Annotated in this window: 13 protein-coding genes and 3 pseudogenes; 10 read left to right on the top strand and 6 right to left on the bottom strand. The window is 71.6% G+C overall.

Annotated features, from left to right (window positions below; translation table 11 throughout):
* Positions 1-70: 70 nt before the first annotated feature.
* Positions 71-1,105, bottom strand: coding sequence for a hypothetical protein (locus AB0M97_RS18815; protein WP_365962002.1), 1,035 nt, complete (start codon positions 1,103-1,105; stop codon positions 71-73).
* Between the two features lie 167 nt (positions 1,106-1,272).
* Positions 1,273-3,840 (bottom strand): aminopeptidase N, encoded by a 2,568-nt coding sequence (pepN, locus tag AB0M97_RS18810; protein ID WP_365962001.1) that lies wholly within the window; start codon positions 3,838-3,840, stop codon positions 1,273-1,275.
* 137 nt (positions 3,841-3,977) lie between these two features.
* Between pepN and AB0M97_RS18805 the strand changes: the two genes are divergently transcribed.
* Positions 3,978-4,652, top strand: a complete 675-nt coding sequence (locus AB0M97_RS18805; protein WP_365962000.1) for a DsbA family protein — start codon at positions 3,978-3,980, stop codon at positions 4,650-4,652.
* A gap of 5 nt (positions 4,653-4,657) precedes the next feature.
* Here the strand turns inward: AB0M97_RS18805 and AB0M97_RS18800 are convergent.
* A pseudogene (locus AB0M97_RS18800) lies at positions 4,658-4,825 on the bottom strand (glycerophosphodiester phosphodiesterase); the annotation flags it as partial.
* On the opposite strand from AB0M97_RS18800, the pseudogene AB0M97_RS18795 reads away from it, so the two are divergent.
* A pseudogene (locus AB0M97_RS18795) lies at positions 4,817-4,978 on the top strand (histidine phosphatase family protein); the annotation flags it as partial. The pseudogenes AB0M97_RS18800 and AB0M97_RS18795 sit on opposite strands and share 9 nt — an antisense overlap.
* A gap of 127 nt (positions 4,979-5,105) precedes the next feature.
* Here the strand turns inward: AB0M97_RS18795 and AB0M97_RS18790 are convergent.
* Positions 5,106-5,753 carry a superoxide dismutase gene (locus AB0M97_RS18790; RefSeq protein WP_365961999.1) on the bottom strand — a complete coding sequence of 216 codons (648 nt, stop codon included), beginning with the start codon at positions 5,751-5,753 and terminating at the stop codon, positions 5,106-5,108.
* Between the two features lie 404 nt (positions 5,754-6,157).
* Here AB0M97_RS18790 and AB0M97_RS18785 point away from each other — a divergent pair, with 404 nt between their 5' ends.
* Positions 6,158-6,775 carry a biotin transporter BioY gene (locus AB0M97_RS18785; RefSeq protein ID WP_365961998.1) on the top strand — a complete coding sequence of 206 codons (618 nt, stop codon included), beginning with the start codon at positions 6,158-6,160 and terminating at the stop codon, positions 6,773-6,775.
* Between the two features lie 88 nt (positions 6,776-6,863).
* Here AB0M97_RS18785 and AB0M97_RS18780 read toward each other — a convergent pair whose 3' ends face one another.
* Positions 6,864-8,342, bottom strand: coding sequence for an amino acid permease (locus AB0M97_RS18780; RefSeq protein WP_365961996.1), 1,479 nt, complete (start codon positions 8,340-8,342; stop codon positions 6,864-6,866).
* Positions 8,343-8,548: 206 nt separating this feature from the next.
* Between AB0M97_RS18780 and AB0M97_RS18775 the strand changes: the two genes are divergently transcribed.
* Together AB0M97_RS18775 and AB0M97_RS18770 are read left to right on the top strand one after the other, a co-directional pair.
* Complete coding sequence (locus tag AB0M97_RS18775; protein ID WP_365961995.1) at positions 8,549-9,034, top strand: ribose-5-phosphate isomerase; 486 nt, start codon at positions 8,549-8,551, stop codon at positions 9,032-9,034.
* Between the two features lie 73 nt (positions 9,035-9,107).
* Entirely contained in the window at positions 9,108-9,926 is an 819-nt protein-coding gene (locus tag AB0M97_RS18770; protein WP_365961994.1) for a DNA-formamidopyrimidine glycosylase family protein, read from the top strand.
* A 64-nt stretch (positions 9,927-9,990) separates the two neighbouring features.
* Here the strand turns inward: AB0M97_RS18770 and AB0M97_RS18765 are convergent, their stop codons facing one another.
* Positions 9,991-11,226 carry a GNAT family N-acetyltransferase gene (locus AB0M97_RS18765; RefSeq protein WP_365961993.1) on the bottom strand — a complete coding sequence of 412 codons (1,236 nt, stop codon included), beginning with the start codon at positions 11,224-11,226 and terminating at the stop codon, positions 9,991-9,993.
* Positions 11,227-11,388: 162 nt separating this feature from the next.
* Between AB0M97_RS18765 and AB0M97_RS18760 the strand changes: the two genes are divergently transcribed.
* The 5 genes and pseudogenes from AB0M97_RS18760 to AB0M97_RS18740 all read left to right on the top strand — a co-directional run.
* On the top strand, positions 11,389-12,564 hold the full coding sequence (locus AB0M97_RS18760; protein ID WP_365961992.1) for a PP2C family protein-serine/threonine phosphatase: 1,176 nt from the start codon (positions 11,389-11,391) through the stop codon (positions 12,562-12,564).
* 133 nt (positions 12,565-12,697) lie between these two features.
* Complete coding sequence (locus tag AB0M97_RS18755; protein WP_365961991.1) at positions 12,698-13,024, top strand: hypothetical protein; 327 nt, start codon at positions 12,698-12,700, stop codon at positions 13,022-13,024.
* A 21-nt stretch (positions 13,025-13,045) separates the two neighbouring features.
* Positions 13,046-13,360, top strand: coding sequence for a pore-forming ESAT-6 family protein (locus tag AB0M97_RS18750; RefSeq protein WP_365961990.1), 315 nt, complete (start codon positions 13,046-13,048; stop codon positions 13,358-13,360).
* Between the two features lie 50 nt (positions 13,361-13,410).
* The gene (locus AB0M97_RS18745; RefSeq protein ID WP_365961989.1) at positions 13,411-13,794 is read left to right on the top strand and encodes a DUF6507 family protein; all 384 of its coding nucleotides are present in this window, start codon (positions 13,411-13,413) and stop codon (positions 13,792-13,794) included.
* Positions 13,791-14,314: pseudogene (locus AB0M97_RS18740) on the top strand (hypothetical protein); the annotation flags it as partial. The gene AB0M97_RS18745 and the pseudogene AB0M97_RS18740, both read left to right, overlap by 4 nt.

Below are 14,314 nucleotides of genomic sequence, written 5' to 3'. Positions count from 1 at the left end.
GCGGCAGCTCACGCGGGAGGGGCGGCCGGCACGCCGCCGGCCGCCCCTCCCCGTGCCTGCCCCGGCCGTCCTACCGGGGCAGCACCACGACATACGCCGCCGGTTCCCGGTCCGCCGCCGCCATCAGCGCCGTACGGACCACCACCGCCAACTGGTCCCGGGCGTCCCGCAGCATCCTCGGCATCACCCGGACGACCGTGATGCCGAGCCGCTCCAGGTGCTCCCGCTTGCGGGCGTGCTCCGACTCCCGCGGGTCGCCGTCCGGCCGGGGCGCCCGGGTGTCCAGCTCCAGCGCCACCGCCTGCTCCGGCCAGTAGGCGTCGACGCCGCCCAGGTGGGGGCCGCCGGGCAGCCGCAGGTCGACGTTCCACACCGGGTCGGGGAGGCCGTACTCCCGCACCATGGCGTACATCCGGTCCTCCGCGACGGCCCGGCCCTCCGCGAGCAGCGAGTCCACCGCGTCCACCACGTGCGGCCGGTTCAACAGCCGCGCCCGGGTCAGCTCCCGCACCACCGCGGCCGGTTCGCAGTGACCGCCGCGGACCGCCTCCGTCAGCAGGCGGCGCACCGTGGCCGCGTCCGCCGATTCCGCCACCGCGTCCGCCAGCGCCCGCGGTACCGGCGCCACCGGCAGGCCCATGACCTGCTGCGGCACCGGCAGAGTCGCCGCGCGTACGACGCGGGCGCAGCCGGCCGAGCGCAGTCGGCGCAGCCGCGGGACCAGGACGTCGATCGTGTCCAGCGCCGCCAGCGGGGGAGTGGCCGCGAAGCCGTGCAGGGTCAGCGCGGCCAGACCGGTGATCATCGCCTCCGGGGGCGCGGGGTCGGCAGGCCCGTCCGCGGCGCTCTGCGACGGCACCCGGGCGGTCCGCTCCCGCGCCGCGTACCGCAGCACCGCGTGCAGCCGCTCCTCGCTCGTCGGCGGGCCCGGGTGGAGCAGGACGACACCGGGCAGGATCTGCTGCCAGGTTCCGCCCGGCCGACACCGCTCGTTCGTCTCGGCGGCGGGCACGCCCTGCGCGCGCAACTGCGCGGCCGTCAGGACGCGGCGGCGGACGTCGGCCGGCTGGGGGAGGGAGCGGGGGGAGAGGGGGGTGTTGTTCATGGTCCGGAACTTCCCGCGTCCGGTCCCTCTGGTAACCGCTGTTACACGCTTGTCGGCAAATCCGGACAAGCCTGAACTAAAGGACGGGTGTTCGGATGCCGAAAACCCCTGGTCCCTTCGGGAAAGGACCAGGGGTCACGGCGCCGGTCATCCGTGTTCCGTAACGGTCACCCGGCGTCGCAGGCCTGCGCGCGCAGCGCCCGCGCCAGGTCGTCCCGTGCCTCCAGCACCAGCCGGCGCAGTGCCGGCGCCGCGTCCTCGTGGGCGGCCAGCCAGGCGTCCGTCGCGTCCAGCGTGCCCTGCGAGTCCTGAAGGGACGGGAACAGGCCCCGCACCACGTCCATGCCGATCTGGATCGACCGCTCGGCCCACACCCGCTCGATCACCGCGAAGTACTTCTGCGCGTACGGCGCGAGCAGCTCGCGCTGCGAGGACTGCGCGAATCCCGCGATGGTCGCCTCCACCAGCGCGTTGGACAGCGCGTCCGACTCGACGACCTGCGCCCACGCCTGCGCCTTCACCGCCGCCGACGGACGGGCGGCCAGGCAGCGGACCTGGTGGCGCTTGCCGGACGCGGTGTCGTCCCGGGCGAGTTCCCCGGCGAGCATCCGCTCGTCCGCGGCGCCGTGCGCGGCCAGCGGCTCCAGGAACGCCCAGCGCAGCTCCTGGTCCACGTCCAGCCCGTCGATCTTCTCGGTGCCGTCCAGCAGGCTCCGCAGCAGCGCCAGATCCCCCTCGCCGGACGCCACCGACGCGAAGAACCGCGCCCACGCCAGCTGCTGCTCGCTGCCCGGCCCGGCCGCCCGCAGCTCGCGCAGCGCGCCCTCGGCGAGCAGCCGCCCGCCCGTCTCGCGCCACTGCGGCGCCGCGTAGTGGACCAGCGCCGTGTTGGCCCAGGCGTGCAGCATCTGGAGCACGCCGATGTCGGACTCCCGGCCCGCGAACCGCAGCACGAGGTCCACGAAGTCCCGCGCGGGCAGCAGCGCGTCCCGCGTCATGTTCCACAGCGCCGACCAGCACAGCGCGTGGGCCAGCGGGTCGGTGACCGCGCCCAGGTGCTCCCGCAGCGTCACCAGCGACATCTCGTCGAAGCGGCTCTTGCAGTACGTCAGGTCGTCGTCGTTGACCAGCACCAGCTCGGGGGCCTCGGCACCGGCCAGCTCCGCCACGACCGTGCGCGGGCCGTCCACGTCGGCCTCGGCACGCGCGTACCGCTCCACGGCGCCCTCGGGCGTGCGCCGGTACAGGCCCACCGCGACCCGGTGCGGGCGCAGCTCGGGGTGCGACTCGGCGGCCTCCTGCACCACCGCCAGCTCGTCGATCCGGCCGTCGGCGCTCAGCAGCACCTGCGGCGTCAGCGAGTTGACCCCGGCCGTCTGGAGCCAGGACCGCGCCCACGCCGCCATGTCCCGGCCGCTGGTCTCCTCCAGCACCGCCAGCAGGTCGCCGAGGCGCGTGTTGCCGTAGGCGTGCCGCTTGAAGTAGCGCCGGGCGCCCTCCAGGAAGGCGTCCTGGCCGGCGTACGCCACGAGCTGCTTGAGCACCGAGGCGCCCTTGGCGTAGGTGATGCCGTCGAAGTTGAGCTTGGCGTCCTCCAGGTCACGGATGTCGGCCGTGATCGGGTGCGTGGACGGCAGCTGGTCGGCGCGGTACGCCCAGGCCTTGCGCCGGTTGGCGAACGTGATCCAGGCGTCCTTGAAGCGGGTCGCGCCGACGTTGGCGAAGGTGCCCATGAAGTCGGCGAAGGACTCCTTCAGCCACAGGTCGTCCCACCACTCCATGGTGACCAGGTCGCCGAACCACATGTGCGCCATCTCGTGCAGGATCACGTTGGCGCGGGCCTCGTAGGAGGCCCGCGTGACCTTGCCGCGGAAGATGTACTCCTCCCGGAAGGTCACCAGACCCGGGTTCTCCATCGCGCCGAGGTTGTACTCGGGCACGAACGCCTGGTCGTACTTGCCGAACGGGTACGGGTAGTCGAAGTGCTCGTGGAAGAAGTCCAGGCCCTGCTTCGTCACCAGGAACACGTCGTCGGCGTCGAAGTGCGGCGCCAGGCCCTTGCGGCACATCGCGCCGAGCGGGATCTCCAGCCGCGTGCCGTCCGCGAGCACCCGTTCGTAGGAGTCGGTCACGTAGTGGTACGGGCCCGCCACGACGCACGTGATGTACGTCGAGATCGGCTTCGTCTCCGCGAACCGCCACACGCCGTCGGTGAGTTCGCCCGCGCCGTTGCTCCACACCGTCCAGCCCTCGGGTGCCCGCACCTCGAAGCGGAACGGGGCCTTGAGGTCGGGCTGTTCGAAGTTGGCGAAGACCCGGCGGGAGTCGGCCGGCTCGTACTGCGTGTAGAGGTAGACCTCGCCGTCCTCCGGGTCGACGAAGCGGTGCAGGCCCTCTCCGGTGCGGGAGTAGGCGCACTGGGCGTCGACCACCAGCTCGTTGTCGGCGGCCAGGTCCTCCAGCAGGACGCGGGAGCCGTCGAACACCTCGCTCGGGTCGAGGTCGCGCCCGTTGAGCGAGACGGCGGTCACGCTCGGCGCGATCAGGTCGGCGAAGCTCGACGCGCCGGGCTCGGCGCAGCGGAACCGGAGCGTGGTGACCGAGCGGAACGTGCGCGGCTCGCCGCCCCCCTCGCCGACGGCGGAGCGCACGTCGAGGGACACGTCGTACCCGTCGACGGACAGCAGGGCGGCCCGCTCCCGGGCCTCGTCGCGGGACAGATTCTCACCGGGCACGGGCGGCACTCCCTCGGGGTGGTGTTCAGGATGTGGACAGCACCGATCCTGCCATGCGCCCCTGACGCGCAGCAGCCGGGAATGCGCCGGGGCACGTCCGGCGTTGCGCGGGGAAAGATCCCGTACCGAGGAGAGCCATGTCCGCGACCAGTTCCGCGCCCGGTTCCGAAACCGTCTCCGGCAAGACGCCCGTCGACTTCTGGTTCGACCCGCTGTGCCCCTGGGCCTGGATGACCTCCCGCTGGGTGCTGGAGGTGGAGAAGCACCGCGACATCGAGGTCCGCTGGCACCTGATGAGCCTCGCCGTCCTCAACGAGGACAAACTGGACGAACTGCCCGCGGAGTACCGGGAGCTGCTCGAGACCAAGGCCTGGGGCCCGGTCCGCGTCGTCATCGCCGCCCAGGAGGAGCACGGTCCCGAGGTCCTCGGCGACCTCTACACGGCGCTTGGCACCCGCTTCCACAACAAGGACGAGGGAGCCGGCAAGGAGACGGTCGCCGCGGCCCTGAAGGACGTCGGCCTGCCCGAGTCGCTCCTGGACCACTGGGACGCCACGCCGTACGAGGCGCAGCTGCGCGCCTCCCACAAGGAGGGCATCGACAAGGTCGGCCAGGACGTCGGCACGCCCGTCATCGCCGTCCCCGGCGCCGACGGCGAGCAGATCGCCTTCTTCGGACCCGTCGTCACCCCGGCGCCCAAGGGCGAGGAGGCCGCCAAGCTGTGGGACGGCACCCTGATGGTCGCCTCCGTGCCCGGCTTCTACGAGATCAAGCGCACTCGCACCAAGGGCCCGGACTTCAGCAACCTCTGACGCCGGTTCTCGGCGCGGAAGGTGCAGGCGCCGGCCTTCAGGCCCACCGCGTGGGCGTCGGACAGCAGCGGCGTGGGGGAGCGCAGCCTGCCGTCCGCGCCCACCGGCACGAGGGACGACTTGTCCGGCCCGATCCGGTCCGCGTAGGCGGCGATCCGCGCCAGCCCGGTGGGCGCCTGCTGGTCGTCGCCCACCACACCCTGCTGCGCCTGGTGCTGTGCTCCCTGCTGCACATCCCGCTGAGCGAATACCGCCGCGTGTTCCCCCGCCTGCGCAACGCCGCCCTCAGCGAACTGCGCCGAGCCGGCCCGGCCCCCCAGCCGTAGCCCCGGCGCCCCCGGGCCCGCACGGCGGAGCCCCCGCGAGTCACGTCCTCGCGGGGGCTCCCCTCTTTCCGCCTGCCCGCGTGAAGGGTGAGAAGACGATCACGAGGCAGGGCGCTTCACCCGGCTCTCAGGGAGCCAGCAGCAGCACGTCGGCGCGGGACCTGGCCGCCTCGAAACGACGGGCGACGTCCTGCCAGTTCACGACCCGCCACATCGCCTCGACGAAGTCGACCTTCTGGTTCCTGTACTGGAGGTAGAAGGCGTGCTCCCAGGCGTCGAAGACGAGGATCGGGACCGAGCCCTGGCCGACGTTGCCCTGGTGGTCGTAGACCTGCTCCACGATCAGCCGCCCGCTCACCGGCTCGTACGCGAGGACGCCCCAGCCCGAACCCTGCGTGGTCGCGGCGGCCTTGGACAGCTGCGCCTTGAACGCGCCGAACGATCCGAAGGACTCGGCGATGGCGTCCGCCAGGTCGCCCACCCCGTCGGCGGCCAGCGGCTCACCGCCGCCGTCCTTGGGTCCCGTCATGTTCTGCCAGTAGATCGAGTGCAGGATGTGGCCGGACAGGTGGAACGCGAGGTTCTTCTCCAGCCCGTTGAGCGAGCCCCACTGCTCCCTGTCCCGCGCCTCGGCGAGCTGCTCCAGCGTGTCGTTGGCGCCCTTCACATAGGCCGCGTGGTGCTTGTCGTGGTGCAGCTCGATGATCTCGGGGCTGATCACGGGCGCGAGCGCGGAGTAGTCGTACGGGAGTTCAGGAAGCGTGTAGACGGGCATGGCGGGTTCCCCTCCGGACCTCTTATTGCAAAGAGCTTGCAACTGCACGCTAGCAGCATCAAAGCGGAGTGGGCGGCCCGGGCACACGAAAAGGCCCCCGCGTGTCTCACGCGGAGGCCTCCCGGCAGACGGGGACGGACCGGCCTCCGGCGCCCGCCCGCAACGGCCCGGGGTGATCGTCGTTTGGCGGAACCCTACAGAGGCCCCGCATGCGCCCCGCGTGAGCGAGCCCTCCCCGCCTCCGTGACCGGCGTCACGCCCTCGCCCGTGTGACCGGCCGTCGTTGTCCGGAGCCCACCAAGGCCCGGCTCGCTCCTTTGTCGACCGCTGACGGTGATCCACCGCGCGGCCCTGGGATAGCGTCGCCGTGTCCCGACCTGCCCCCATCACCTCGCGGAGACCCCATGAGCAAGGCTGCCGCCCCCGTCCTCCCCCACTCCCGGCTGCGCTCGCCCGGGGGGACCCCCGTCGGCCAGGTCCTCGCCGACCTGCTCCCCGCCTCCCGTGTCCGGGACGCCGCGCTCGTGCTCGGCGGCGCCGCGCTCACCGGGCTCGCCGCCCAGATAGCCGTGCCGGTGCCCGGCTCCCCGGTGCCGGTGACCGGCCAGACCTTCGCCGCGCTGCTCGTCGGCACCGCCCTCGGCGCCGGGCGCGGCTTCCTGTCGCTCGCGCTGTACGCGCTGGCCGGCATGGCGGGCATGCCGTGGTTCGCGGGCGGCGCCTCGGGCGCCGGGGCCCCGTCCTTCGGCTACATCCTCGGCATGATCCTCGCGTCCACCGTCGTCGGCGCCCTCGCCCGCCGCGGCGCCGACCGCTCCGTGCTGCGCATGGCCGGCACGATGCTGCTCGGCGAGGCGATCATCTACGCCGTCGGCGTCCCCTACCTCGGCATGGCCACCGGCATGTCCGCCTCCGCCGCCGTCGCGGCCGGCCTGACGCCGTTCCTGATCGGCGACGCCCTCAAGGCCGCCCTCGCCATGGGTCTGCTGCCCACCGCCTGGAAGCTCGTCGACAAGCGGTAACCGGCTCGAAGCCCGTGAGGGCCGGGACGGCATCACGCCCTCCCGGCCCTCACGCGCGTAACGCGGCCCGCAGGCCAACCAATGCCCGTCAGCCCGCCGAGACCTTGTCGCCCGCCGGCTCGGCCACCACGGCCTCGCCCGCCGCGCGCCCGCCCCGCACCTTCTCCTTCACGAAGGCGATGGCCAGCACGATCGCCGCGACCAGCAGCGACAGCAGCACCGTCCGGCGCCCGTCGTGCTCGGTGTCGGTCAGCATGTAACCGAGGACGAACACGATCAGCGCGGCCGTCGCCCAGGTCAGGTACGGGTACAGCCACATCCGCACGACCAGCTTCTCCGGCGCCTCCGCCTGGATGATCTTCCGCATCCGCAGCTGCGAGAAGCAGATCACCAGCCACACGAACAGCGCGACCGCGCCGGAGGAGTTGACGAGGAAGAGGAAGACCGAGTCCGGGAACTTGTAGTTGAAGAACACCGCGACGAAGCCGAACACCACCGACGCGATGATCGCCGTACGCGGCACACCCCGCTCGGTCGTCCGCGCGAACGACTTCGGCGCGTCGCCGCGCTCACCGAGCGAGAACGCCATGCGGGAGGCCGTGTAGAGGCCGGAGTTCAGGCAGGACAGCACCGAGGTCAGCACGATGAAGTTCATGATCTGGCCGGCGTGCGCGATGCCGAGCGTGTCGAGGGCCGCCACGTAGGAGCCCTTCTCGGCGAGCGACGCGTCGTTCCACGGCAGCAGGGTCACGACGACGAAGATCGAGCCCAGGTAGAACACGGCGATACGCCAGATGATGCTGTTGGTCGACTTGGTCACGGCCCGCTGCGGGTCCTCCGACTCGCCCGCCGCCAGCGTCGCGATCTCGCTGCCCATGAAGGAGAACACGACGAGCAGCACACCGGTGAGGATCGCGCCCGGCCCGTGCGGCAGGAAGCCGCCGTGCCCGGTCAGGTTGGCCAGGCCCGCCTGCTCGCTGTCCACGCCCGGCAGCACGCCGAACACGGCGAGCCCGCCGATGACGATGAACGCGCCGATCGCGACGACCTTGATGCCCGCGAACCAGAACTCGAACTCGCCGTAGGAGCCGACCGAGGCCAGGTTCGTGGCGGTCAGCACCACCATCACGATGAGCGCCCAGGCCCACTGCGGAACGGCCGGGATCCAGCCCTCCAGGATCACGGCACCGGCGGTCGCCTCGACCGCGAGCACCACGACCCAGAAGAACCAGTAGAGCCAGCCGATGGAGAAGCCGGCCCAGCTGCCGAGCGCACGGTCGGCGTGCGCGGAGAAGGAGCCGGAGGTCGGATTGGCGGCCGACATCTCGCCGAGCATCCGCATCACCAGCACCACGAGCGTGCCGACGAGGGCGTACGACAGGAGGATGCCGGGCCCGGCGGTGGCGATGCCGGAGCTGGACCCGACGAACAGGCCCGCACCGATCACACCGCCGATGGCGATCATGGACAGATGGCGGTTCTTGAGGCCGGCCTGCAGGCCGTTGCCGGGGTCACCGGGGCCTGAGCGGCTGTTTTCAGCCTTGGGGGTAGTCGGCTGGGACGTCATGGCAAGGGGTTTCCTTTGCGCGGGTCGAGCAGATCCCCGTACGGGTGGCGTACGGGCCGGTCCAGTGAAACGGAGGTCAAAAGTTTGGGGAACCTCCGAATCCAGATTGTTACTGGAGGTTTCCCTTTGGTTCTGTGGTGTTGCCCACATTTTTCGTGATGGCCCCCGACGCCGCTGCCCGGGGACCGGCGTGCCACACTCGTCCCATGCGCGTGTATCTCGGTTCCGACCATGCCGGCTACGAACTCAAGAACCACCTCGTCGAGTGGCTCAAGGCAGCCGGTCACGAGCCCGTCGACTGCGGGCCGCACATCTACGACGCCCAGGACGACTACCCGCCCTTCTGCCTCCGCGCCGCCGAGAAGACGGCCGCCGACCCGGAGGCCCTCGGCGTCGTGATCGGCGGCTCGGGCAACGGCGAGCAGATCGCCGCGAACAAGGTCAAGGGCGTCCGGGCGGCCCTCGCCTGGAGCACCGAGACCGCCGAACTCGGCCGCCAGCACAACAACGCCAACGTCATCGCGGTCGGCGCGCGCATGCACTCGACGGACGAGGCGACGACGTTCGTCGAGACCTTCCTGGCCACCCCGTTCTCCGGCGACGAGCGCCACGTCCGCCGCATCGACATGCTGGCCGCGTACGAGACGACGGGCGACCTGCCGCCCATTCCGGCCCACCACCCGCAGCAGTAACGGCACCGGGACAGGTCCGTGCCCCGGCCGGCCGAGCCGCGCGGGGCACGGGCGGAAGCAAGGAGAGCCACCCGTGCCTGAAGGGCACACCATTCACCGGCTGGCCCAGGACTACGCCGCCGCCTTCGCCGGAGCGCCCACGCGCGTCAGCAGCCCGCAGGGCAAGTTCAGCGACGCCGCGGCCCTCCTCGACGGCACCGTCCTGCACACCGCCGACGCCCACGGCAAACACCTCTTCCTCGGCTTCCGCGACCCCGGGCACACCGACTGGATCCACATCCACCTCGGCCTGTTCGGCAAGGTCACCTTCGGCCCGGCCCCGGCACCCGCCCCGACGGACACCGTCCGCCTGCGCCTGGCCAACAGCACGGCGTACGTCGACCTGCGCGGCCCCACCACCTGCGCGCTGATCACGGACGCCGGCAAGGCCGCGATACACGCCCGCCTCGGCCCCGACCCGCTGCGCGACGACGCCGACCCGGCCGCCGCCTACCGGCGGATCTCCCGCAGCCGTACCACAATCGCCGCGCTGCTCATGGACCAGAAGGTCATCGCCGGAGTCGGCAACGTCTACCGGGCCGAGGTGCTGTTCCGGCACGGCATCGACCCGTACCGCGCGGGCAGGGACATCCGCCCCGCCGAGTGGGACGCGATCTGGGCCGACCTGGTGACGCTCATGCGGGAGGGCGTGCGCACCAACCGCATCGACACCGTCCGCCCCGAGCACGCCCCCGAGGCGATGGGCCGCCCGCCGCGCGTCGACGACCACGGCGGCGAGGTGTACGTGTACCGCAGGGCCCATCAGCCCTGCCACATCTGTGGCGGCGAGATCCGCACCGCCGGTCTCGCCGCCCGCAACCTCTTCTGGTGCCCGCGCTGCCAGCCGGCCTGACCCGATGCGGCGCCCGGGGCGCCCGCGGCGCCCGCGAAGGCGAAGGCGCCGCGCCCGCCCGCTGTCAGAAGCCGTGCGACAGCCAGGGCGCCACGGTGGACCCGAACCCGACGGCCGCCTCCGCCAGCGCCCCCCGCCGCAGCTCCCGCACCCGCCCGGCCGCACCCAGCGCCGTCAGGCTCACGCCGCCCAGATACGCGGCGGCCAGCTCCCGCGAGGTCAGGGCCAGATCCGCCGCGTCCCCCGTGCGCTCGCACGACGCGCCCTTGGCGTCCCCGGTGAGCCGCCAACGCCCGGTGTTCCAGGGACAGAAGGCGTCCTCCACCTCGAACACCACGGCCACCGGCGCCTGATACGTCCGCGCCTCCAGCGCGGCCCTCACATCGACCAGGCGCAGGTACATCTGGTCCCGCGTCCGGGGCCGGCACCGGCGGATGTCGGACACCAGGTACTGCCAGGCGTCGTCGACCGGGCGCCCCCGCGCGATCAGGGTCGACGTCAGGTCGATGCCGAACAGGAAGCGCCACAGCGCCGCGTCCGCCGCCGGGTCCAGCGCGTCCAGGTCCTGGAGCACCACCGTGCCGTCGTGCCCGGCCTCCCCCGGGCCCAGCCTCACCCGGAACCGCGCGTACCCGACGACCCGCCCGTCCCGCTCGGCGACCACGCACTGCAGCGCCGACGCCCCGTCCCGGTCGCTCTCCGGGTCGATCACAACGAGCCGCTCCCAGCCCGGCATCCGGGCCGTCATCCCCGGCCGCCGCGGCACCAGCTCCGCGTACACCGCCTCGCACGCGTCGAGCACGTCACCCGGCTCCGCGTACCGCAGCCGTACGTCGTCGGTACCGGGCGGCACGGCCAGCGCCGTCCGGCTCGTGTCGATCTCCGCGTTGCGCTGGAAGGTCGCCGCCGCGTACCCGAACCGGCCGTAGATCGCCGGCTCGGACGCGGTCAGCACCGCGAGCGGCTCGCCCCAGGAGCGGACGTCGTCCAGCTGGCGCCGCATCATCGACGTCAGCACCCCGCGCCTGCGGTGCGTCCCGGCGACGCCGACCATCGTCACGCCCGCCGCCGGCACCGAGGCACCGCCGGGCACCGTCACGCGGAAGCTGAACGCACCCGCCGTACCGATGCATTCGGGGCCGTCCCACACGCCCAGCGACCGGTCGAACTCGGTCAGCCCGCGCCACAGTTCACGCTCCTCGGGCGCGTCCGGGACCCCGCTGAAGGCGCGCACCAGGGTCTCGTACCACGTGTCCCATTCATCCCGCCGCAACACCCGCAGGTCCATGTCAGTGCCCATGGACCATGCGTACCAGGGCCCTGCCGGACGGGCGAGGGAATTTCTGCCAGGTTGCCGCGCGGCGGCTCACCGTGAAGTTCACTGTGAAGTCGGTCCCCGGACGGGGGACAAGCAGGGCCTCCCGTACCGGGCGACTGGTCCGATGGGTAGGGTCCCGAACTAATGGCAGCAGGACGGGAACGGCGCGCCGCCGCCGACACGTTCACGGCCCGGTGGAAGAAGCAGTGGCACCGGGTCCGCACCGGCCTGCGCAGAAGCGCCGTCGACTACTTCCGCGGCGACGGCTCCGACTGGGTCGCGCTCGCCGGACTCCTCCTCACCATTCCCGTGATCGCGGCGGCCACACTCGCCAACTCCGTCTGGGTCTCCCCGGCCGCCCTGGTCCTGCCGATCGTGGCGGGGGGCCTCGTGCTGCGCCCCGCCAGCCTGCTCGGCCTGTACGCGGCCGCCGCCACCGCCCTGATCGTGGAGTCCGTGCGGCTCGGCCCGTACACCGAGGGCCCCTCCCGGGTCACCCCCGGCGTCGTCCTGGTCGTCGCCGCCTGCGGCTTCTTCGGGCTGCTCCTCGCCCAGTTCCGCAGCCGGGTCGGCGTGCCCTGGCGGCGCGGCGGCACCATGCTGTTCGACCTCCGCGAACGCATCCGCGTCCAGAGCAAACTCCCCAAACTCCCCGAGGGCTGGCACCGCGAGATGGCCCTGCGCCCCGCGGGCGGCCAGTCCTTCTCCGGCGACTTCGTCGTCGCCGCCCGCACCAACGGCGGGCGCACCCTCGAAGTCGTCCTCACCGACGTGTCCGGCAAGGGCATGGACGCGGGCTCCCGCGCCCTGCTGCTGTCCGGCGCCTTCGGCGGGCTGCTGGGCTCCCTGCCCCCGCACGCCTTCCTCCCGGCCGCCAACGGTTATCTGCTGCGCCAGGACTGGGACGAGGGCTTCGCGACCTCCATCCACCTCGTCCTGGACCTCGACTCGGGCGACTACGAGCTGTACTCCGCGGGCCATCCGCCGGGCCTCCAGCTCAGCGCGGGCAGCGGCCGGTGGGAGGAGAAGGCCGCCGAGGGCCCGCTCCTCGGCGTCTACGACGGCGCCCAGTTCGACTCCGTCAAGGGCAGCCTGCGCCCCGGCGACGTCCTGATGCTGTTCACCGACGGCCTCGTGGAGACCTCCGACCGCGACATCGTGGAGGGCATCGACCGCCTCACCGGCGAGGCCGACCGCTACGTCGCGGGCGGCTTCCACGGCGCCGCCTGGCACCTCATCGAGGCGGTCGCCAAGGACGTCAACGACGACCGGGCGCTGCTGCTCATCTGGCGCGAAGGACCGACGGCGCCGGTCCGCTGACAACGTTTGTCACCGTCTTGTCTTGCTTCCGTCCCTACCGCCGATGCTCGATTGCATGAGCGTTCGAGCGGTTGATAGAGATGGGATGCGTACTCTTTGGCCAACGGAACCCAACGGGGGAGGCGAGTTCTGAATGAAGTTCGACATGGGCGCGCAGACGCTCTCGACCCTGCAGCGTGACTCGCGCGGCGCGGCGGACGACCTGGGCAGTCTGGTGCGGCAGTTGGTGCAGGCGGCGCAGCCGCTGGAGGGCAAGTTCAACGGTTCGGGCCGGGCGATGTTCGACCAGTTCAAGGCGCGGGCCGACCAGATCGCCAATGACCTGAACGGGTCGCTGTCGGCGATCCTGGGTGGTCAGGCGGGCATGGACGGGGCGTTCAGCTCGGGTGACCAGGAGCAGGGTGACAACGCGCGGCAGCAGATGGCTGCGGCGAACTTCGATGCGGCTCGGTTCCGCTGATCGCAGGGGGAGGGTTTTCTGATGGCTGGTGCGGGTGCGGACCGTCGGTCGTACGACACGGGTGCGTCGGCTGACGCGCAGAGCAACATCCAGTCGGTGATCGGTCGTCTGGAGGAGGTCATCGGTCAGCGTGACCGGCAGGTGAAGGCGGCGATGGCGGACTTCACGGCTGATGGCGTGGCGGATGAGTACCACGGCAAGGAACAGCGGTGGAACAAGGCGTCGCAGGAGGTCAAGAACATCATTCACCTGCTGAAGACGACGCTGGAGAAGAACGACAACACGGCGCAGTCGACGCTTCAGCGGGCCAAGGCCGCGGTCGACAGCATCGGCTGAGCCTGTCGGACGTTTTCTGGTTCTCATAGGCAAACCACGGGGGTTGGGCTGTGACCGGCTGGGATCTGAAGCCGCAGGGCATTTCGGGTGTGCTGAAGACGACCGGTGAGACGGCGTCGAAGTTCGAGACGTACGGAAAGAACTTCGGTGACCATCTGACGTCGGCCGCGTCCAGCGCGGGCACGATCTCCGCCGAGGGCGGCGGGGGCGGCGAGCAGGCCCAGGGCGGCCTGGTCGCCCTGGCGCTGTCGCAGTATGCCGAGCGGGCCTCGAAGGACTTGCAGTTCGTCGCGGCCCGCGCGGGCAAGTCGTTGCAGGGTGTGGTGGACGCGACGACGGCCTATCTGAACGGCGATCAGGAGATGGCGGCGGAGGCGCAGCGCAAAACTCTCGCAGCGCCGAAGATCGACATGCCCGGGGTGGGTAAGGCGTGATTCAGCCGGATCAGATTCCGCAGTTCACCGGCAACCTGGAGCAGTTGGAGAAGGACTACGCGGGCCTGAAGAAGGACGCGGGCAACGTCCGGGACGCCGGCGCAGATGTCCACTCCCGGTTCCAGGGCCTGTCGGCGTACTACCAGGCGCCGGAGGCGGAGCAGTTGTTCGCCACCACCAAGCCGGTGAAGGAGCGGGCGGACGCGTTCGCGGACGATCTGGAGAAGGTCGCCACGGCTCTGTCGGAGTACGCGAGCGAGGTGCGGCCGCTGAAGGAGAAGCTGGAGCGGCTGAAGGCGGACGCGGCGGCGTTCGTGAGCTCGGTGAAGGACGACGACGAGTGGGAGTACGACGAGGACAAGGTCGGCGAGCACAACCAGATCCGTGACGACATCACGGCGACGGTTGCCGCGTTCTGGGCGGCTGAGCGGACGTGCCACAACAAGATCACGGCGTTGTGGGGCGGCACGCAGATGGTCGCGGGGGACGGTTCGGACCGCAAGGACCAGTACGGGTTCTC

Origin of the sequence: Streptomyces sp. NPDC051207 (genome assembly GCF_040682395.1) — a bacterium.
Lineage (GTDB): Bacteria > Actinomycetota > Actinomycetes > Streptomycetales > Streptomycetaceae > Streptomyces.
This window is presented reverse-complemented; position numbering and strand designations above follow the sequence as displayed.

Bases quoted from the DNA above. Each gene is read 5' to 3' on its own strand.
- AB0M97_RS18815 (WP_365962002.1), bottom strand. From the start codon at position 1,105: ATGAACAACACCCCCCTCTCCCCCCGCTCCCTCCCCCAGCCGGCCGAC.
- AB0M97_RS18805 (WP_365962000.1), top strand. From the start codon at position 3,978: ATGTCCGCGACCAGTTCCGCGCCCGGTTCCGAAACCGTCTCCGGCAAG.
- AB0M97_RS18790 (WP_365961999.1), bottom strand. From the start codon at position 5,753: ATGCCCGTCTACACGCTTCCTGAACTCCCGTACGACTACTCCGCGCTC.
- AB0M97_RS18785 (WP_365961998.1), top strand. From the start codon at position 6,158: ATGAGCAAGGCTGCCGCCCCCGTCCTCCCCCACTCCCGGCTGCGCTCG.
- AB0M97_RS18780 (WP_365961996.1), bottom strand. From the start codon at position 8,342: ATGACGTCCCAGCCGACTACCCCCAAGGCTGAAAACAGCCGCTCAGGC.
- AB0M97_RS18775 (WP_365961995.1), top strand. From the start codon at position 8,549: ATGCGCGTGTATCTCGGTTCCGACCATGCCGGCTACGAACTCAAGAAC.
- AB0M97_RS18765 (WP_365961993.1), bottom strand. From the start codon at position 11,226: ATGGGCACTGACATGGACCTGCGGGTGTTGCGGCGGGATGAATGGGAC.
- AB0M97_RS18760 (WP_365961992.1), top strand. From the start codon at position 11,389: ATGGCAGCAGGACGGGAACGGCGCGCCGCCGCCGACACGTTCACGGCC.
- AB0M97_RS18755 (WP_365961991.1), top strand. From the start codon at position 12,698: ATGAAGTTCGACATGGGCGCGCAGACGCTCTCGACCCTGCAGCGTGAC.
- AB0M97_RS18750 (WP_365961990.1), top strand. From the start codon at position 13,046: ATGGCTGGTGCGGGTGCGGACCGTCGGTCGTACGACACGGGTGCGTCG.